The following is a 19,751-nucleotide window of genomic DNA, read 5'->3' on the forward strand; positions in this document are numbered from 1 at the left end:
ACGAGATTAATTGTAAAATTATGCAAAAAACGGTATTGATTACAGGAAGTTCCAGTGGAATAGGGCTCTGTGCCGCCAAAGCACTAAAGAAAAGAGGCTATCGAGTTCTTGCTGCTTGCCGTAAAGGTGAAGACCTTGAACGCATGGAAACACTGGGATTAGAACCTATTCATCTTGATCTTGATGATCCAAAAAGTGTTGAAAATGCGGCACTAGAAGTTATTCACCTAACAAATGGTCGTTTATATGGATTATTTAATAATGGCGGATTTGGTGTTTATGGCCCATTAGATGCCATTACTCGTCCACAAATGGAAAAACAGTTTTCTACTAATTTTTTTGGTTTACATCAGCTGACTACATTACTTCTACCAGCAATGTTACCACACGGTGAAGGCAGAATTATTCAAACGAGCTCTGTGATGGGGATTATCTCAACACCCGGTCGAGGTGCTTACGCAGCGAGTAAGTATGCTGTAGAAGCATGGTCTGACGCATTAAGAATGGAATTAGCGCATACAGGCGTTAAAGTGAGTTTAATTGAGCCTGGTCCAATACGTACTTGCTTCACAGAGAATGTCGCTCAGGCAGAAAAAGATAAACCAGTAAAAAATCCTGGGATTGCGAGCCGTTTCACACTAACGCCTGAAGATGTAGTGAAAAAGCTTATTCATGCTTTAGAAAGCCCAAAACCTAAGATACGTTATCCCGTAACCCTATTAACTTATGCTGTCAAAATACTAAAACGCTTTCTACCTGACACACTAATGGATGCAATTTTAAGTCGCCAAAGTGGCAAGGATTGATTTTTCGGGTTTCACCCTTACTTATTAATAAAATAGCTTTATAAATCGCATCTATATTTAAAACTCTCAAAAAGGGGCAAGTTAATGTTAGCAACTGCACATATTGTTGATGTAAATGAATCAAATATTCAACAAGTTATAGAACAATCGATGACTAAACCGGTCATGATGTATTTCTATTCAGAACGTAGCCCTCATTGTGCAGAGCTTGGCGCAACATTAGATAAACTGGCAGCCGAATTTGCTGATCAATTTATTTTGGCTAAATTGGATTGTGATGTTGAACAAATGATTGCCTCACAATTTGGTCTACGTGCTATTCCAACTGTTTATATTTTACAAGAAGGTCGCCCAGTTGATGGTTTTCAAGGCCCTCAACCAGAAGAAGCAATTCGCCAAGTGTTAGCAAATGTATTACCCAAACCAGAAGAATTAAAAGCGGCACAAGCGGCGCAATTGCTTTCTGAAGGAAAAACCGAGGAAGCTCTACCTTTACTTAAAGAAGCCCATCAACTCGCACCTAAAAACAGTGAAATTACCCTTGCGTTAGCGGGCGCTTTAATTTCTTTAAATAAAAATGAAGAAGCTCAAACGCTGTTAATTACCATCCCATTACAAGATCAAGATAGTTACTACCATAGTTTGTTAGCGCAAATTGAATTACAAAAACAGGCTGCTGATACGCCTGAAATCCAACAATTGCAGAGCGATTTTAATCAACAACCTGAAAATACCAATCTTGCCATTCAACTTGCACTAAAATTACATGAAGTTGCTCGCAATGAAGAGGCATTAGAGTTGCTATTTAGCTTTATCAAAAAAGATCTAAATGCAGGTGATGGGCAAGTTAAGAAAACCCTGATGGATATTCTATCAGCCTTAGGTACTAATGATAATTTGGCGTCTAAATATCGTCGTATGGTGTATTCTTTACTTTATTAATTTTATTTTCTTATTCAAGCAGACTTAGGACAGGTATATGGAAATAGTCATTGGTATTATCATCTTATTCGCTATTATTTTAGTTTTATGTGGTGTTAAAACCGTTCCACAAGGTTATCAGTGGACTGTCGAACGTTTTGGTCGTTACACTCGTACTCTGACTCCAGGGCTCCAAATTCTCGTGCCATTTGTTGATCGTATTGGTCGCCGTATCAATATGATGGAACAAGTACTGGATATTCCTTCTCAAGAAGTCATTTCTCGTGATAACGCCAACGTCAGCATCGATGCAGTCTGCTTTATTCAAGTCATCGATCCTGTAAAAGCTGCGTACGAAGTTAATAACCTTGAACTTGCGATTATCAACTTAACATTGACGAATATCCGTACAGTATTAGGCTCCATGGAACTTGATGAAATTCTTTCTCAACGTGACCAAATCAACAGCCGCCTATTACTGATTGTTGATGATGCAACAAACCCTTGGGGTATCAAAATTACCCGTATTGAAATTCGTGATGTCCGCCCACCAAAAGAATTGATTTCTGCAATGAATGCGCAGATGAAAGCTGAACGTACTAAACGTGCCGACATTCTTGAAGCTGAAGGTATTCGTCAAGCAGCTATCTTAAAAGCTGAAGGTGAGAAACAAGGACAAATACTGAAGGCTGAAGGTGAGCGTCAATCTGCATTCTTACAAGCAGAAGCCCGTGAACGTGCGGCAGAAGCAGAAGCCAGAGCAACACAAATGGTATCTGAGGCCATTGCAAAAGGTGATATGCAAGCCATTAACTACTTTGTTGCTCAAAAATATACTGATGCACTGTCTCAAATTGGTTCAGCTAATAACAGTAAAGTTATTATGATGCCATTAGAAGCAAGTAATCTCATGGGTGCGATTGGCGGTATTTCTGAATTACTCAATACCAAAAAAAGTGACTCTGGCAACAAGAGCAATTAATTATGATTGAATGGATTAGTGCTCAACCTGCACTTTTCTGGCTTTGTCTTGGTGGCTTGCTGTTAATTACAGAAATGTTAGGAACAGCAGGATACCTTTTATGGTCAGGAATGGCGGCTCTGTGTGTATCGTTGATCACATGGATATTGCCTATTAGCTGGCCTATTCAAGGTATTTTATTTGCGATATTAACGGTTATTAGTGCTTTACTTTGGCACCTTTGGCTTAAACGCAGAAAATTATCAAAAGAAGCTGAAAACTTAAATCAGAAAACGCATCAACTGATTGGTGTTCATGCTGTTTTATTATCAGATACTGAAAATGGTTTTAGTCGCGTAAAATTAGCTGATGGCAGTTGGCGTGTTTATTCAGACACGCCATTACTTGCTGGCGATAAGGTAACAGTAACCGCAATTGATGGCATTACCTTACAAGTGATTGCGCTTAAATCGGCTGTTTCTGGTGATGACAACACCCTGACAAATGATTGATGATGGGGCAATCTGCTCCATCATCGCCAGGACATTCGCTGGCTAACAAAAGTAATCGCTGGCGAATGGCATTAAGCTCATTAATTGTTTTCTCAATTTCAGCCACTTTTTTTAAGGTGGCTTCTTTCACGTCAGCACTATGACGTGAAGGATTTCTTAGCAACATCAATAATGCACGGCACTCTTCTAAATTAAAGCCCACCTCTCGTGCTTGTCGTAATAATGTCAACTCTTCGATATGTTGAGCCTGATAATAGCGATAACCGTTTTCACCTCTTCCCGGTGGCGTTATCAAGTCTTTTTCTTCATAAAACCGAATAGCTTTAGCTGTTAATCCTGTTTTATTTGCGATTTCACTAATATTCAAAATTCCCCCTTGACCTTCCCCTTGCGGAAAGGTTTAGCCTTTATATCAATAAGAAAAAACCTTTAAAGAAAGCAAGTTACCGAATATTGCGCAATAATAGAGGTAACGCTTTTATGTCGGAGATAAATTAACATGGCAAAAACTATAATACTCGCACTACAAGGACTTTCCTGCTCCCACTGTGTTAACAGTGTAAAAAAAGCACTTGATGCTCGCAATGACATAGAGCAGGCAATTGTGACTATTCAATACGCTAAAATTGACAGCGATGCAACTGCTGAAAGCTTAATCAAAACAATTGAAGATGCAGGCTATGAAGCAAGTGTAGCAACACAACCCGATGTAAAATTAAGCCTAAGTGGGCTTAACTGTATGAAGTGTGTCGGTAAAACTGAAAAAGCATTATTAGCCATTGAAGGAGTTGCCGCAGTTAATGTGACAAAAGAGTCAGCTGAAATTTTTGGTGATGCTACGGCAGATACTTTAATTGCAGCGATTACGGCGGAAGGTTTTCAAGCAAGCCTAGCGCCCACTGACAACGTAATTAATTTAACTTTATCTGGCTTAAATTGTGGTCACTGTGTCGGTTCAGTTAAAAAAGCACTAGAAAATACTGCGGGTGTTGAAACAGCTGAAGTTGAATTAACACATGCAAAAGTGACTGGTTCTGCAACCGCTGAAACCTTAATTACCGCCATTACAGAAGCCGGTTTTGAAGCACAACTTGCAGGTACTGATTTCCCAAAAACTGAGCCGCTGACGCAAACGCATGCACAACTGGAAGCATCGTCAGCGGCTGTTTGTGATATTCCAGTTGAGAATGCTGATATTGATAATGGCGCTGAAATCGATACTGACGATGACAACAGTGTTCAGCTTTTAATTGATGGCATGACCTGTGCAAGTTGCGTAAGCAAGGTTCACAAAGCATTACAATCTGTTGATGGCGTTGAAAATGTGCGTGTAAATCTTGCTGAACGTAGTGCATTAGTGACTGGTGAAATCGATCATAACGCACTTGTGACTGCTATTGAAAAAGCGGGTTATGGCGCTGAAATTATTCAAGACGATGTAAAACGCAGAGAACGCCAGCAAGAAGTTGCTGTTGCCAATATGAAACGTTTTCGATGGCAAGCTACATTAGCCTTAGTTGTTGGTATCCCTGTGATGATTTGGGGAATGATCGGCGACAATATGATGCTCACAGAAGCCAATCACAGCGTCTGGTTAGGCATTGGTATTGCAACGCTGTTTGTGATGGTTGTTGCGGGTGGTCATTTCTATCGTAGCGCATGGCAGAGTTTAAAAAACCGCAGTGCAACAATGGATACCCTCGTTGCGTTAGGAACAGGAACAGCGTGGCTCTATTCCATTACCGTGAACTTATGGCCTGAAGTGTTCCCCGTTCAAGCTCGACATCTCTATTATGAAGCCAGTGCGATGATCATCGGTTTAATCAATCTGGGTCATATGCTTGAGCAAAGAGCACGCCAGCGTTCATCCAAAGCACTAGAACGGCTATTAGATTTAACTCCGCCAACAGCAAGAGTCATAACTGAAAACGGTGAAGTTGAAATGCCATTAGCTGATGTTAAACAAGGAATGACCTTACGTTTAGCAACAGGTGATAAAGTGCCGGTTGATGGTGAAATTATCCAAGGTGAAGTATGGATGGATGAGGCAATGCTGACAGGCGAGCCAATTCCACAACAAAAAACTGTGGGTGACACTATTCATGCGGGAACAACGGTTCAAGATGGCTCAGTGCTATTTAAAGCGGCAGCGGTGGGAAGTAAAACAACACTTGCTCGTATTATTAAATTAGTTCGCCAAGCGCAAAGTAGTAAACCTGAAATAGGCCAGCTAGCGGATAAAATTTCAGGTGTATTTGTACCTGTTGTCGTTGCTATCGCTCTTATTGCTGGTGCTATTTGGTATTTCTTTGGTCCGTCGCCACAAATTACCTATGCACTGGTGATTATCACAACCGTTCTTATCATCGCTTGCCCTTGTGCTTTAGGTTTGGCTACTCCTATGTCGATTATTTCGGGTGTAGGTCGTGCGGCTGAATATGGCGTGTTAGTTCGTGATGCAGACGCATTACAACAAGCGAGCAAACTAGATACTTTAGTCTTTGATAAAACAGGAACACTGACAGAAGGTATGCCTCAGGTCACTGAAATTCATACTTTCAATCAAGTAGATGAAACTCAAGCACTTGCATTGGCAGCATCGTTGGAAAATGGTTCTAATCACCCATTAGCTAAAGCCATTTTAACGCGAGCTGAAGGCATTGATTTACCTGAAATAAGCCAATTCCGCACTCTTGCAGGAATGGGGTTAAGTGGTGAAATTAACGGAAAAACAGTGCTTTTAGGCAACCCTAAATTGATGCTTGAATCAGGTATTGATATTAATGAAATTAATTCACTTATTGACACTCAAGCAGCGAAAGGTGTTACTCCTGTCTTATTAGCTCAAGAAGGTAAGATTGCCGCCCTTCTCTCTATCCGTGATCCTCTAAGAGAAGATACTGTAAGTGCATTACAACGTTTACATAATCAGGGCTATCGCCTAGTGATGTTAACGGGTGATAATCCAATTACTGCAAATGCAATAGCAAAAGAAGCAGGTATTGACCAAGTTATCGCAGGTGTCATGCCAGAAGGTAAAGCACAAGCGATAACAGAGCTTCAAGCACAAGGTCGTCATGTTGCAATGATTGGTGATGGTATTAACGATGCGCCAGCGCTAGCAAAAGCAGATGTCGGTATTGCAATGGGTGGAGGTAGTGATATTGCTATTGAAACAGCAGCTATCACATTAATGCGTCATAGTTTGCATGGTGTTGCCGATGCGGTTGAAATCTCAAAAGGTACACTACGTAATATGAAGCAGAATTTATTCGGTGCCTTTGTTTACAATAGCTTAGGTATCCCTATTGCAGCGGGTATTTTATATCCTTTCACTGGCACACTGTTAAATCCAGTGGTTGCGGGTGCAGCAATGGCGCTGTCTTCCATTACTGTTGTTAGCAATGCAAACCGTTTATTGCGTTTTAAACCTAAGCAATAACACTTAAGGATTTATTAAGATATATTATATTAGAACCTCTTTTACTTATCGGTAAAAGGGGTTTTTTATTATCTTATTTTTAACGTTTTCTTGATGATTATTAGCATTATCAAAAGGTTAAAAAAAAGCCGATATTTCTATCGGCCAGTCAAAGAGGAATTTCTCATTATACAAGAGAGTCATTACTCCGCCCTCTTAACGCTAGAATAGCAATATATTATAACTATTTCATTAATTTTTATTACTCATAAAATAAAGATAACATTGGCATAAAAATCACTCTAATAATAAGGCTGTTTATTTATATTAAGTAAAAAATTAACATTTAGAATATATAGATAAAAAATCAATATCATTTTTCTTTTAAAAGGATTTAAAATTGAAATATAAAAATATTTTTATCGCAACAATATCTATTATTTATTCTTCCTGTGTTTTTTCAAACACATTAAATTCAAATGCACCCTCTGATTTAATCACACCTGAATATGAAGAGCCTGAAAATAAAAAAAACTATCCAACATCAACGATTTTTAATCAGATAGTCGATGATAATTTAATGAGAATAGTAAAAAAAACAGATCAAGAAATTTATGGTATTGAAATAAATAAAAATATAATTGAAGATTTAGAGAAATACTTAAGAAATAATAGTTTAACAAATTCAGCCGATATTATAAAAAACAATATTATTAATAAAAATAGTCATATTGAGATCCAATCTGATAGTACAGAGTTAAAAATGGGGATAGAAAACTATTTATCGGAAAGAAAGTTATTGACTGAGCAAAATCGTAATGAAGCCATTCAGCGAATTAAATTCAATAAAACAATGATCTATGGTATGCCAGAAAGTATATTAACATTGGATATTTTAAATTCCCCAGAGGAACTAAATAAAATAGTCGATAATCTCAATACAAAAAACCGTTCTTTGTTGTTATTAGAAAACAATACAACAAAAGATCTAGCCCAGATGAGTAAGTTACATGAGCAAGATACTAGAATACTAAATAATTCAATTTTAGATAATAAGAAAAGATTATCAGAAGATCTTCAAGATAACTCAAATAAAATTAAAAATAACGAAATTATAATTAAACAAAACACAACCACCATTGATAAAAACAATAATTCCATAGAAAGAAACAAAACTAATATTGATAAAAACACTAGTGCTATTAATAGTAACACTAGTAATATAAGAGAAAATAGAAATGATATTGACGATATAAAGGAAAACTATATCGATAATTTAAATATCAATGGAAGAAATATTTCATTGAAAAGCCATTTTGCAACGCTCTATACTGAACAATCAATCTCAAGAAATGAATTTAAAGATCTAAAAAATAATTTTGAACATTTTAAATCTGATACTCAAAATCGTTTTTATAAAGTCGAAAAACGTGCCAATCAAGGTATTGCCTCTGTTGCCGCAATGAGCAATTTACCTTTTACAGATAATGCGACATTTAGTACTGCGATTGGTATCGGTAATTATCGTAATGCCACAGCGCTTGCTTGGGGTATGCAATATCGTATTAATGAAAATATTAAAGTCAGAGCATCTACCGCTTGGAATGAAAGCAATAGTTGGGTATCCGCGGGTGGTGTAGGTATAAGTTGGTAGCTATTCAGTAATAAAGTAAAAACAGAGAAAGCTGAGTAAAGCTTCGTTTTCTCTGTTTCATTCAATCAAAAATCCGTTATGCTGAAGCTTAGTGATGGACACTTAAAGGAGCATATCAAATGACGGGTATTTTTCAGAAAGTTAAAAGTTGGATAGGGATAAAAAACACCCATCATTATCCTTACCCTGCCGTTGATATTACGCTACCTAATAACATCTCTTTACATCTGGTGGGTAGTATCCATATGGGTGTTCCCACAATGTCACCACTCTCCAATGTGCTTATTAACGAAATAAAAAATGCAGATGCGATTATTGTTGAAGCTGATATCTCAACGGATGTACAACCTTTTGATCAAGCCTCTCTCTTTAGAGATCCGCTAGAAACTCGTTTAAATGAAACTCTTTTTTCTCAAATTATTCAACATTGTGAAGACCTCTCACTTTCTCTTTATCAACTTGAGAATAAACCACTTTGGCAAATTGCGTTAATTTTACAATCAACCCAAGCCATGCAACTTGGATTGCAACCGCAATACGGTATTGATTATCAAGTCATTCAACATGCTAATGGACACAAAAAAAGTATTATTGAACTCGAAGGCATTGAGGATCAGGTCACATTATTATTGAATTTTCCTCATGATGGTCAGCAATTACTCGAGGATACGCTAAGAAATTGGCACGATAATGCACGTACATTGCAAATCATGATCAATTGGTGGTTAAATTATAATAGTAGAGAGAAACAACCGCCGTTACCGAATACCTTTAGTAAAGCTGTATTTGATATCTTAATGGAAAGCCGTAACCAAAAATGGGTAAGCACGTTATCAACATTACCCGCAGGTCGTTATGTGGTAACTGTCGGCGCCCTTCATTTATTTGGCGAAGAAAATTTGATCGATTTATTAACATCCCAAGTATAAAGATATTGTTCTAACCTTGTAAGTAGGAATAACTATGACTCCCGCTGTAAATTTACTGGAAAAACAAAAAATTAAATTTACCCTTCATCCTTATGAGCATGATGCTAATGTCCATAATTTTGGTGATGAAGCCGTTGAAAAATTAGGTTTAGATAATCGCCAAGTATTCAAGACACTTTTAGTTTCTTTAAATGGTGATGCTAAAAATCTTGCCGTTGCAGTAACACCCGTTTCTGGTCAGTTAGATTTAAAACTCGTTGCTAAGTGCCTTAAGGCTAAAAAAGCAGATATGGCAGATCCCCAAATTGCACAAAAGGTCACTGGTTATTTAGTGGGTGGAATAAGTCCATTAGGTCAGAAAAAACGCCTACCAACAGTGATTGATGAACAAGCACTCGAATTTGACACTATCTTTGTTTCTGGTGGTAAACGTGGCTTAGATATTGAATTATCAGCAAAAGATTTAGGCACTGTATTAGGTGCTCAATTTGCACTTATTCGTAAAGAGTCATAATTCTTAATGATTTTTTATTTTAAGGCTCATCCTCAAAATAAGAAATTAACGTGATTTAGACCTCAAATAAAAGGCGACATTAGATGTCGCCTTTTGTCTATATAAGCGTTATTGGTAAGATTTATTTTTTGTAAACAATTTCGCCTTTAGGTTCGAAATCATCAGCTTTCAATGGAGAGTGTGATTCGATATAACCTTTTAATACTTCAGCATCAACGAAACCCGTATTTACATAACCTGGGTGTGTATCAATTTTCGGATAACCATCACCACCAATACCGTTAAAGTTCAGTGTCGCCATACGGTAAGATTTTGTTTTATCTAATGGTTTACCTGCAATTTTAACATCGCTAACTTTACAGTCTGCATCTACGGTTAAGCTAACATTGTAGAATTGTGCATAAGCACCAGAGTCTACTTTCATACATGCAACAGCTGATAAATAAGGTTCGACTTCTTCACCTTTAAAATCAACATAAACCAGTTCGTTCGCGAATGGTTGAACTTTCAGAACATCTTTGTAAGTGATATCACCAGACTCAATAGAATCACGAACACCACCACCGCTCATAATGGCAAAGTCTGCATTTGCACGTTCAGCTTGAGCTGATAATAATAGACGTGCCATATTGGTTTGAACAAAGCGAACTTTACTACGATCGCCTTCTAATTTACCAACAACCTCACCCACTTTAACATTCAGTTGCTCGCCACCTTTTTCTTGGTAAGGTGTCAGCAGTTTCATCATTTCAGGGTTATGAGGAATTTCTTTAGTGTAGTAAACGAGTTCAGTTGTGCCGTCGTCTTTCTTCACTTTCTGATTTAAGTTGATTGGGATTAATTGGTAATGTTTTAGCGTAAATACACCATTACGGAATTCGAAATCTGCACGACCAACATATTTGCCCCATTCATGAGCCTGAACAATCCATGTACCATTTTGGTTATCTGGTGCACAAGGTGTTCCTGGCACATAATCCGCTTGTTTGTAGTTTTTATTCTCTTGAGACATACAAACAGGATCTTGTGAGTGACCACCCACAATCATATCAAGGTAGCCTTTTGGTAAGGCACGCGCCATTTCCACATCACCTGGTGCGTTAGAGCCGTGATTACCATCATCGTAGTGACCCATATGAGTTGCTGCGATAATAATGTCTGGTTTTTCCGTTGTACGCAGTTCTTCTACAACTTTTTTAGCTTCATCAGAAGGTTTGCGGAATTCAGTATCAGGGAAGTTTGCTGGGTTACCAATACGCACAGTATCATCAGTCGTTAAGCCTAATACTGCAATTTTGACACCTTGCTTATCAAAAATGGTGTAAGGCTTGAATAAACGCTCACCCGTACTTTTTTGATAAATATTTGCAGATAAGAATGGGAATGTTGCCCATTTTTCTTGTTGACGTAAAACCTCTAATGGATTATCGAATTCATGGTTACCCAATGCCATTGCATCATAGCCCACAAGATTCATACCTTTAAAATCAGGCTCTGCATCTTGTAAATCAGATTCTGGTACGCCCGTATTGATATCACCACCTGATAACAGCAGTACGCTACCGCCTTTTTTAGCCACTTCATCACGAATATTATCAACAACCGTTTTTTGTGCAGCTAAGCCATATTCACCACGATCGTTATGCCAGAAATGACCATGGTGATCATTAGTATGTAGAATAGTTATTTCGTAGGTTTTATCCTTTTCCCATGCCTGAGACATCGCAGGCGCCATCGCTAAAGAAACTGTCAATGCGCATGCTGATAATTTAAAAGATAAGCTCATGGTATATCCCCATGTATATTATTTATTGAGAAGGTTCTGCCATGGTTCTACAGTAGAAAAAGAAGACAGAAGTTAAATACTTTTGCTGTATTTTATGACGTAGGTTATATAATTTTTTTATTATTTCATTGATCCAATAGTTTTTTTGAGACATGAATCAAACTCTATTTCTCACAAAAGCACTCAACTCCAAATAGATGTAAACTAGACCAATAAAAATAGAAACAATTTATTAACAAAATAATGTGGCAGGGAATTAAAATGAGCAATGCCGATCCAACGCTTCCCATAGAAGAAACTGACGTTTTACAACGAAAAGCCAATAAGCGTAATACGGTTTTTAGTATTTTAACTGCTATCAGTTTTTCACACCTTCTCAATGATATGATCCAATCATTGATATTAGCTATTTACCCTATGTTGCAATCTGAATTTTCTCTCAGCTTTGTGCAAATAGGGATGATAACGTTGACGTATCAAATTACAGCATCCTTGTTACAGCCTTTTATTGGTCTTTATACTGATAAATATCCTAAGCCTTACTCATTACCTATTGGTATGGGTTTTACGCTAACAGGGCTTATTCTTCTCGCCTTTGCTGATACATTCCCAATGTTATTACTCGCAGCAGGATTAGTCGGTACAGGCTCGTCTGTTTTTCATCCTGAATCATCTCGTGTTGCAAGAATGGCATCAGGTGGAAGACACGGACTAGCACAATCACTATTTCAAGTGGGTGGCAATTTAGGCAGCTCTTTAGGTCCTCTTTTGGCGGCTTTACTGATTGCTCCTTATGGCAAAGGTAATGTCGGTTGGTTCTCTCTTGCTGCATTACTGGCCATTATAGTGCTATTACAAGTTAGCCGTTGGTATAAAATTCAACAAGAAGCGAAGAAAAAACAACCTAACGTACTAAACAAAAAAGCAATATTGCCACGTAAAGCCCTTTTTGGCTCTTTAGCCATTTTACTTATTCTGATTTTTTCTAAGTATTTTTATCTTGCAAGCATCAGTAGCTACTATACTTTCTATTTAATACATAAATTTGGCGTTTCAGTACAAAATGCACAAATTCACCTATTTGTTTTCCTCTTTGCTGTCGCTGCTGGCACCATGATTGGTGGCCCCGTAGGCGATAAAATTGGCAGAAAATACGTTATTTGGGGATCTATTCTCGGTGTTGCGCCTTTTACGCTGATACTACCGTATGCCAGCCTTTACTGGACTGGCGTACTTACTGTATTCATTGGTGTGATCTTAGCTTCAGCATTTTCTGCTATCTTAGTTTATGCTCAAGAGTTAATTCCAGGTAAAACTGGCATGGTTTCAGGGCTTTTCTTTGGACTCGCTTTTGGGATGGGTGGTATTGGTGCTGCGGTCTTAGGATATATTGCAGATCAGAAGAGTATTGAATATGTCTATCATATCTGCGCTTATCTCCCACTGTTAGGTATTTTCACCATTTTTCTTCCTAATATTGGGGTAGATAAAACTGAATAACTTGTAATTACCCCTGTTATCTAAATGAACGGGTAACAGGGTATTTCTTACTTTAAAAGATAAGACTGATTAAAATAACATAAAAAAGTGCATTTGCATCAAAAAACTCAATCAACTTGCTATTTTTATAAATAATCGATAATTTTTAGCGAATTTATTGCATGAATACGTTAAACTATCAGCCTGCTATATTACTCGCCCCCCGATACATGTAGTTTTATAAAAAGAAGGAGAATTGATGCCGCATTCAACACCCCTCATTACCACCATTGTTGGTGGGTTAGCACTTGCTTACATTTTAGGCATGATCGCTCAACGGCTAAAAATCTCACCTTTAGTAGGATATCTTGCTGCGGGTGTACTCGCTGGTCCATTTACTCCTGGCTTTGTCGCTGATACATCTCTCGCTCCTGAACTCGCTGAAATTGGCGTTATTCTGCTTATGTTTGGTGTAGGTTTACACTTTTCGTTAAAAGATCTGATGGCAGTAAAAGCCATCGCTATTCCGGGTGCTATTGCTCAAATTGCAGTAGCAACACTATTAGGGTTGGGATTATCAGCATTTTTTGGCTGGGGTTTATTTAGTGGCATTGTATTCGGTTTGTGCCTATCAACAGCAAGTACCGTTGTTCTTTTGCGCGCGCTTGAAGAAAGAGGCCTGATTGATAGCCAACGAGGTCAAATTGCCATTGGTTGGTTGATTGTTGAAGACTTAGCAATGGTATTAGCCCTTGTTTTACTCCCAGCTATTGCCAATATGCTGGAAAGTAGCGATCAAACCAATATTTCTCAACTCATGATCAATTTAGGTATCACAATCGGTAAAGTCGTAGCCTTTATCTTAATCATGATGATTGTTGGTCGTAAGCTTATTCCTTGGATTTTAGCTAAAACCGCGGCAACTGGCTCTCGTGAGCTATTTACACTAAGTGTACTCGCCCTAGCTTTAGGTATCGCTTATGGCGCTGTAACCTTATTTGATGCTTCCTTCGCATTAGGGGCATTCTTTGCAGGTATGGTGCTTAATGAGTCTGAGTTAAGCCACAGAGCCGCGCAAGATACCTTGCCATTGCGTGATGCCTTTGCTGTTCTGTTCTTTGTGTCTGTTGGTATGCTGTTTGATCCAATGGTGTTAATTGAACATCCTCTTGGTATCTTAGCAACACTGGCTATCATTATTATTGGTAAATCTGTCGCCGCGTTGGTGCTTGTACGAATGTTTGGGCATTCCCGACGAACAGCCTTAACCATTTCTGTCAGTCTTGCTCAAATTGGTGAGTTTGCCTTTATCCTTGCGGGTCTAGGTGTAGCGCTAAACGTTTTAGAGCCAGATGCACGTAATCTTGTTTTAGCCGGTGCTTTAGTCTCGATTATGCTAAACCCAGTTCTGTTCTCTTTATTAGACCGTTATCTGGCAAAAACAGAAACCAAAGAAGAAATGGAACAGCTACAACAAGAAGAGCTGGAAGAAGAGATGCCTGTCCCTGTTGATATTTGTGGTCACGCCATTATCGTCGGTTATGGACGTGCAGGAAGCATGCTTGCTGAAAAATTATTAGCTCAATCTATTCCATTAGTGATTATCGAAAATAGTCGTAATAAATTTGCTGAGTTAAAAGAGAAAAGTTTAAATACCGTACTGGGTAATGCATCGACTAAAGAGTCACTTGCTTTAGCCCGTATTGATTGTGCTAAATCTTTATTACTGACGATACCTAATGGTTATGAAGCAGCCGATGTCGCTGAAACGGCAAGAAGTATGAACCCTGATTTAAATATCATTGTTCGCGCCCATTTTGACGATATTATCGTGCGAGCTAACTATGATGAAGAAGCTTCTTTTATCCTTGAAAAAGGCGCAAATCACGTCGTTATCGATGAAGATCAAACAGCATCTGCAATGGCGGATATGCTAATTAAAGAAGTTGAATTTGGTTGTGCTATTGATGATACACCTGAAAATGGTCAACAAATCATTGCACCTAGTGCAGCGCAATAATCAAACACAGGTAATCACTTAAATCCATAGAATTTAAGTCAATAAAAAACCTATCAATAAATGTTGATAGGTTTTTTTATTTCACACTGATAAAACAAGACTTAGAAACAATACAAACTTATCGTTCCCAATAGGCTTCTTCCAAGCTGTCTTCTTTTTCAGGTAAACCGCGCGTCAAGCGTGGAGAATGCTGGCTTAACACTTGATAACTCACTCGGTTAGCATATTTACATACTTGTGCTAATGATGAATAAGTTAAATAAGTCCGAGGATGCTTACTTGAATTTGGCACATTAATGCGATGATAGCTATTTGCTGTAATATCATGCAGTAATGCTGATAATGCTGCATCACCCGCACCATTGGTATTCATGATTTTTTCAGGGCCGCCCATATAAGGTTCAATATGAGAATAGACTTTCTCTGGCTCGTCACAATCTTTACGGCGCATTGCACGACTAAATTCATAACGATTAAATTCAGCAATAGCACCGGGTAATAAAGGATGTGTGGTTTGGCGCTTAAAGCTGTGCTCTGTATACCCCCCCATATAAAGCCCAGCAGGTCCCGCAGTACAAAGCACTAAATCAACCCATTCTAAAGCAACATCGGAAGCCAACAGAGGATCAGCATGTCCTGTTAATTCAAAAGCTTCATCTTCATTCATGGCTACAACAGAAACGTGCTCTTTTAAGAAATCACGCCACCATTGTGGATCATCTGCAATAACATATTTTGTGCCAAGTGTGAGAACGACCGGCACATCATATTTTTTCGCATACTCAATCGCTTTCATGGTTGCTAGTGGCATCGGTTCACCTGGTTTACAGCGAACTAAGTAAGCCGTTAACACCAATGCGGAAGCTTCTGCAATCACCCCTTCCGGAATGCTTTCAGGTTTAAGTTGATTCATTTGGCCGGGACTAATAGCAAATGTGCGTTCACCATTTTCCGTGATCAGCGTAAAGCAGCGCCCAATGGCACCATCAACACCTTGAAGGTAATTGAGATCTGTACGGCTAGATGTGTTACATAAATAACGATAAGCATAGCTACCAATCTGAATGTTATTACACATAGTACCTAATAACACAGAGCGGTCGTCAGCCAATACAGAGTAGTTATGTAGCGTATTACCAATAGTGCCACCAGCAAATTCGTGTGTTATCAGATTATTGTCTGTTAATTCACGATAAAGTGCCTCTGCGACATCATCTTCAATAACAAGAGAGTGTCCCTGACTCAAGTTATAACGGTTAATAAACTCTTCATCAACTTTCGCTTCAATATCAACCAATGTTTGGTCAATACCCACGATATAAGCGCGAGAGGATTCACTCTCCGTCATATTGATGATGGGTTGTAATAGAGGATCTCGTAAACTAACGGGAAAATAGTGTTTGGATTTTCGTTTGCCAGGGAATTTCATTGTGAACGATGCTACACAGCTAAAAAAGATGCGCAATGTTAACACAATATTATGGGAGAGGCAGTAGGTGTACGTCAGTACACCTACTTATTTAAAGATATTTTTATGCGGTTTTACGACGGCTTCTTGCCATATAGCTCAGTAAAACACCCATAACAGACAGAATGAAACCAACAAAAGCAGCACCCACTAAAATCAGAGCACGTTTAGGTGCATCTTTTTTAGTCGGTTCGTAAGGCTTCAACATATATTTGAATGGTACAAATTGAAGCTCGCCTAATTTCACTTTTTCTAACTGTTGAATATTGTATAAACGGTTTTTCAGATCAGTGCTTACTGTTGTTGGATCAGTAATAGCTTCTGTGATTGCCAGTTTACTGCCTAATGCATCAGAACCCATTGCGATAGAGTAATCAGGATCATCTTTAATCTGCGCACCTTCACTTGAAATCGGTTTTTTCACGCCAGCAGCATTAGCAATTTCTAACGCATATTTTAGACGTTGCACATTCACATTACGTGCATTGGCAATACGCTCTAAATCCATTTCATAGGCTTTTTGCGCAAAACTTAATTTACGTTCAATTTGGTCATCAATTTCGTCTTTTACTTCCATACGTACTTTGGTGGAAATAAAACGAATATAACCAGAAAGTAAATCATAAGCCTCTTCTGAAGTTGGTGCAGTAAAGCTTAGATTAATTTCTCCACTAAACTCATCTTCACTTTTTTTATCATCTGAAGCTTTTAGATTAATGTCTTTCGTTACAATCTCTTCAATTAGTTTACGCTTATCCAGAGGCGTTGGATTTTCCATTTTAGCCAACAAACGTTTGTAATAATCCGTACTTATTAAATATTCTTCACGTAAAACACGAGAGTTATAGTTATTGATAAACTTTTGATAAACAGATGAACCATTCACACCAGTATCAACATCCACTAAGCTAAGCTCAGTCAATGTTGCTCTTAATTGCTTCATCTCATCAAGCATTGGCTTGGTAATTGCAGCTTGGCTCGTCCATTTTTGTGGTAAAAAGCTTGCAACAGTAAAGCCAACGATAGCAAATAATAACGTGATACCAATAATGACAAATTTTGATTTATAAATAACAGAAAATAATTCAAAAAGATCGATTTCATCGTTCTGTTTTAGATAGAAATCGTCAAAATGTCCTTTATCAACTTCTGAAGATTGTGGTTTTGAAAGCTTACTATTCATTTTCCTGCCTAAATTTAGGTAATGCAGTGTCCGTTTATCAGCACTTTTAGTGGTTCACACTAAAATACTTAAAAAATGAGAAAAGATAAGTTTATATATAACTGAAATATGATCAAATTAATATATCATCAAATCCGATAATTTTATTTATCGAATTCAGTAATTATTTTTTGCATACCTCTCTGATCATCGCTTCTAGCAAGTCAATATGCTCAGGATCATCATTTAATGCCGGAATGTATTCATACTGTTTACCACCACCATGAATAAAGAACTCTCGGTTCTGTTCATTAATTTCTTCTAATGTTTCCAAACAATCAGATGAAAATCCTGGGCACACAACCTGTACATGTTCAATCCCTTCACTTCCCAGTTTTTCCATCGTTTTATCCGTATAAGGCGATAGCCAAGGTTCACGGCCAAAACGTGACTGGAATGTCAACATGACTTGTTCTTTAGGATAACCTAGCTTCTCTTCTAATTGCTCTTTTAATTTTTCTGTTGTGAGGCAACACTCATCGTAATAAATATCACCCGTTTTGATAAAACGCTCAGGTATACCGTGGAAAGAGAGAATTAAACGATTGGGTTTGCCATATTGCTGAAAACTTTTCTCAATAGAGGTGACAAGTGCTTTGATATAAAGCGGATGAGTAGGATAACTACGAATAAAGTGAAGAGAGGGCATTGTACGCATGTCTTTAAAAATTCGACTGACACCATCAAATACCGCAGCAGAAGTAGAGCAAGAGTATTGAGGATAAAGTGGTAACAAAATAATGTTCTCAACACCTTGTTGTAATAGTTTTTCAACCCCTTCATTTAGTGATGGATTGCCATAACACATTCCTAACTCTACAGGGATATTAGGTAATCGCTGAGCAACCGCACGTTGTTGCGCTCGACTATAAACTAAAAGTGGCGATCCCTCATCCATCCAAATCTGTTGATACAATTTAGCCACTTTAGGTGAGCGAAACGGTAATATAGCCCCTTGTAATATTGGTTTCCAAATCAAAGGAGAAACATCAACAACACGAGGATCGCTAAGAAATTGTGCCAAATAACGTCGAACAGCCCCCGTTGTCGGCGCATCAGGTGTGCCTAGATTAACCAAAAGAACACCATACTTAGCATCATTCATACTATGACTCCTTAGAGTTATTTTATTAGGATAACCAAAGAGTAGAAGAATAAAGGAAAATAATAGATTGTGCTTGTCAATTTATTGGATCGCGCTTTTTATCTCATCTTCTTATTTTTAAGATAAAAAAATCCCGGCTCAACCGGGATTAGTCATCACAATGACGAATTAGCCAAGGATACTTTTCAGTTCAGCGTTAATTTCGCTTACTTTTTGTGTACCATCAACTTTGAAGTATTTCGCATTGTTTGCTTTAGCTTCATTTTGGTAATAAGAAACTAATGGTGCAGTTTGAGTATGGTACTCAACTAAACGTTTACGAACAGTTTCTTCTTGGTCATCTTTACGCGTTGTTAATTCTTCACCCGTCACGTCATCACGATTTTCCACTTTAGGTGGATTAAATTTCACATGATAAACACGACCTGATGGTGCGTGAACACGACGACCAATAATACGATCGACAATGATTTCATCCGGTACAGCGAATTCCAGTACGAAATCCACGTTAATACCCGCTTCTTTCATTGCATCAGCTTGTGGAATTGTTCTTGGGAACCCATCCAACAAGAAACCATTACGGCAATCGTCTTGTTTGATGCGCTCTTTAACTAACGCAATAACTAATTCATCAGTCACTAACTGACCATTGTCCATCAGTGCTTTTGCTTTCAGTCCTAGTTCTGTACCTGCACTTACTGCCGCACGTAACATATCACCAGTTGAAATCTGTGGGATACCATAGTTTTCTTTAATGAATTGAGCCTGAGTGCCTTTACCAGCGCCTGGAGCGCCTAGCAGAATGATACGCATCGCGTAAATCCCCTTGCATTTAATTTTTTATATTTAAACTCGAAAACGCATTACCATACCATTTTGTGAGGTCATCGCTCAAGAAATCACGGTAGCGATTGCATTTTATTTTTTATCGAAAAAGAAAAAACCACGCTCTC

Annotated in this window: 16 protein-coding genes; 10 read left to right on the forward strand and 6 right to left on the reverse strand. The window is 38.1% G+C overall.

Annotated features, from left to right (window positions below; genetic code table 11):
- Positions 1 to 20 precede the first annotated feature (20 nt).
- The 4 genes from F1325_RS14295 (at position 21) to F1325_RS14310 (ending at position 3,200) form a co-directional block, all read left to right on the forward strand.
- Complete coding sequence (locus F1325_RS14295) at positions 21 to 806, forward strand: SDR family oxidoreductase (protein WP_109371343.1); 786 nt, start codon at positions 21 to 23, stop codon at positions 804 to 806.
- 84 nt (positions 807 to 890) lie between these two features.
- A complete protein-coding gene (locus F1325_RS14300) occupies positions 891 to 1,748 on the forward strand; it encodes a co-chaperone YbbN (protein WP_109371345.1) in 858 nt (285 codons plus the stop codon).
- A 37-nt stretch (positions 1,749 to 1,785) separates the two neighbouring features.
- Positions 1,786 to 2,709: an SPFH domain-containing protein gene (locus F1325_RS14305; RefSeq protein ID WP_109371347.1), complete on the forward strand. Its 924-nt coding sequence runs from the start codon at positions 1,786 to 1,788 to the stop codon at positions 2,707 to 2,709.
- Between the two features lie 2 nt (positions 2,710 to 2,711).
- Entirely contained in the window at positions 2,712 to 3,200 is a 489-nt protein-coding gene (locus F1325_RS14310; protein ID WP_160230618.1) for an NfeD family protein, read from the forward strand.
- Here the strand turns inward: F1325_RS14310 and cueR are convergent.
- Positions 3,154 to 3,567 (reverse strand): Cu(I)-responsive transcriptional regulator, encoded by a 414-nt coding sequence (gene cueR / locus F1325_RS14315; RefSeq protein WP_109371351.1) that lies wholly within the window; start codon positions 3,565 to 3,567, stop codon positions 3,154 to 3,156. The two genes, F1325_RS14310 and cueR, sit on opposite strands and share 47 nt — an antisense overlap.
- A 132-nt stretch (positions 3,568 to 3,699) precedes the next feature.
- Between cueR and copA the strand changes: the two genes are divergently transcribed.
- The 4 genes from copA (at position 3,700) to ybaK (ending at position 9,718) form a co-directional block, all read left to right on the forward strand.
- A complete protein-coding gene (copA, locus tag F1325_RS14320; RefSeq protein WP_160230619.1) occupies positions 3,700 to 6,642 on the forward strand; it encodes a copper-exporting P-type ATPase CopA in 2,943 nt (980 codons plus the stop codon).
- Positions 6,643 to 7,021: 379 nt separating this feature from the next.
- Positions 7,022 to 8,275 carry a YadA C-terminal domain-containing protein gene (locus F1325_RS14325; RefSeq protein WP_244184997.1) on the forward strand — a complete coding sequence of 418 codons (1,254 nt, stop codon included), beginning with the start codon at positions 7,022 to 7,024 and terminating at the stop codon, positions 8,273 to 8,275.
- A gap of 119 nt (positions 8,276 to 8,394) precedes the next feature.
- Complete coding sequence (locus F1325_RS14330; protein ID WP_109371355.1) at positions 8,395 to 9,204, forward strand: TraB/GumN family protein; 810 nt, start codon at positions 8,395 to 8,397, stop codon at positions 9,202 to 9,204.
- Positions 9,205 to 9,238: 34 nt separating this feature from the next.
- Positions 9,239 to 9,718 (forward strand): Cys-tRNA(Pro)/Cys-tRNA(Cys) deacylase YbaK, encoded by a 480-nt coding sequence (gene ybaK, locus F1325_RS14335; RefSeq protein ID WP_109371357.1) that lies wholly within the window; start codon positions 9,239 to 9,241, stop codon positions 9,716 to 9,718.
- A gap of 121 nt (positions 9,719 to 9,839) precedes the next feature.
- Here ybaK and ushA read toward each other — a convergent pair whose 3' ends face one another.
- Positions 9,840 to 11,504: a bifunctional UDP-sugar hydrolase/5'-nucleotidase UshA gene (gene ushA, locus F1325_RS14340; RefSeq protein WP_109371359.1), complete on the reverse strand. Its 1,665-nt coding sequence runs from the start codon at positions 11,502 to 11,504 to the stop codon at positions 9,840 to 9,842.
- Positions 11,505 to 11,765: 261 nt separating this feature from the next.
- Between ushA and F1325_RS14345 the strand changes: the two genes are divergently transcribed.
- Together F1325_RS14345 and ybaL are read left to right on the forward strand one after the other, a co-directional pair.
- Positions 11,766 to 13,004, forward strand: a complete 1,239-nt coding sequence (locus tag F1325_RS14345) for an MFS transporter (RefSeq protein WP_109371361.1) — start codon at positions 11,766 to 11,768, stop codon at positions 13,002 to 13,004.
- 238 nt (positions 13,005 to 13,242) lie between these two features.
- Positions 13,243 to 15,003 carry a YbaL family putative K(+) efflux transporter gene (gene ybaL, locus F1325_RS14350; protein WP_109371363.1) on the forward strand — a complete coding sequence of 587 codons (1,761 nt, stop codon included), beginning with the start codon at positions 13,243 to 13,245 and terminating at the stop codon, positions 15,001 to 15,003.
- A gap of 118 nt (positions 15,004 to 15,121) precedes the next feature.
- Here the strand turns inward: ybaL and F1325_RS14355 are convergent, their stop codons facing one another.
- From F1325_RS14355 to adk, 4 genes are all read right to left on the reverse strand, one after another.
- Positions 15,122 to 16,432, reverse strand: coding sequence for an inosine/guanosine kinase (locus tag F1325_RS14355; protein ID WP_160230620.1), 1,311 nt, complete (start codon positions 16,430 to 16,432; stop codon positions 15,122 to 15,124).
- Between the two features lie 103 nt (positions 16,433 to 16,535).
- On the reverse strand, positions 16,536 to 17,654 hold the full coding sequence (wzz(fepE), locus tag F1325_RS14360) for an LPS O-antigen length regulator Wzz(fepE) (RefSeq protein ID WP_109371365.1): 1,119 nt from the start codon (positions 17,652 to 17,654) through the stop codon (positions 16,536 to 16,538).
- Between the two features lie 163 nt (positions 17,655 to 17,817).
- On the reverse strand, positions 17,818 to 18,798 hold the full coding sequence (gene hemH / locus F1325_RS14365) for a ferrochelatase (RefSeq protein WP_109371367.1): 981 nt from the start codon (positions 18,796 to 18,798) through the stop codon (positions 17,818 to 17,820).
- 168 nt (positions 18,799 to 18,966) lie between these two features.
- The gene (gene adk / locus F1325_RS14370) at positions 18,967 to 19,611 is read right to left on the reverse strand and encodes an adenylate kinase (protein WP_109371369.1); all 645 of its coding nucleotides are present in this window, start codon (positions 19,609 to 19,611) and stop codon (positions 18,967 to 18,969) included.
- Between the last annotated feature and the right edge of the window lie 140 nt (positions 19,612 to 19,751).

The organism is Proteus columbae, assembly GCF_009914335.1.
GTDB lineage: Bacteria > Pseudomonadota > Gammaproteobacteria > Enterobacterales > Enterobacteriaceae > Proteus.

What these genes read in the sequence shown, in the direction of transcription:
- F1325_RS14295 (WP_109371343.1), top strand. Translation starts at nt 21, where the DNA reads ATGCAAAAAACGGTATTGATTACAGGAAGTTCCAGTGGAATAGGGCTC.
- F1325_RS14300 (WP_109371345.1), top strand. Translation starts at nt 891, where the DNA reads ATGTTAGCAACTGCACATATTGTTGATGTAAATGAATCAAATATTCAA.
- F1325_RS14305 (WP_109371347.1), top strand. Translation starts at nt 1,786, where the DNA reads ATGGAAATAGTCATTGGTATTATCATCTTATTCGCTATTATTTTAGTT.
- F1325_RS14310 (WP_160230618.1), top strand. Translation starts at nt 2,712, where the DNA reads ATGATTGAATGGATTAGTGCTCAACCTGCACTTTTCTGGCTTTGTCTT.
- copA (WP_160230619.1), top strand. Translation starts at nt 3,700, where the DNA reads ATGGCAAAAACTATAATACTCGCACTACAAGGACTTTCCTGCTCCCAC.
- F1325_RS14330 (WP_109371355.1), top strand. Translation starts at nt 8,395, where the DNA reads ATGACGGGTATTTTTCAGAAAGTTAAAAGTTGGATAGGGATAAAAAAC.
- ybaK (WP_109371357.1), top strand. Translation starts at nt 9,239, where the DNA reads ATGACTCCCGCTGTAAATTTACTGGAAAAACAAAAAATTAAATTTACC.
- ushA (WP_109371359.1), bottom strand. Translation starts at nt 11,504, where the DNA reads ATGAGCTTATCTTTTAAATTATCAGCATGCGCATTGACAGTTTCTTTA.
- F1325_RS14345 (WP_109371361.1), top strand. Translation starts at nt 11,766, where the DNA reads ATGAGCAATGCCGATCCAACGCTTCCCATAGAAGAAACTGACGTTTTA.
- ybaL (WP_109371363.1), top strand. Translation starts at nt 13,243, where the DNA reads ATGCCGCATTCAACACCCCTCATTACCACCATTGTTGGTGGGTTAGCA.
- F1325_RS14355 (WP_160230620.1), bottom strand. Translation starts at nt 16,432, where the DNA reads ATGAAATTCCCTGGCAAACGAAAATCCAAACACTATTTTCCCGTTAGT.
- hemH (WP_109371367.1), bottom strand. Translation starts at nt 18,798, where the DNA reads ATGAATGATGCTAAGTATGGTGTTCTTTTGGTTAATCTAGGCACACCT.
- adk (WP_109371369.1), bottom strand. Translation starts at nt 19,611, where the DNA reads ATGCGTATCATTCTGCTAGGCGCTCCAGGCGCTGGTAAAGGCACTCAG.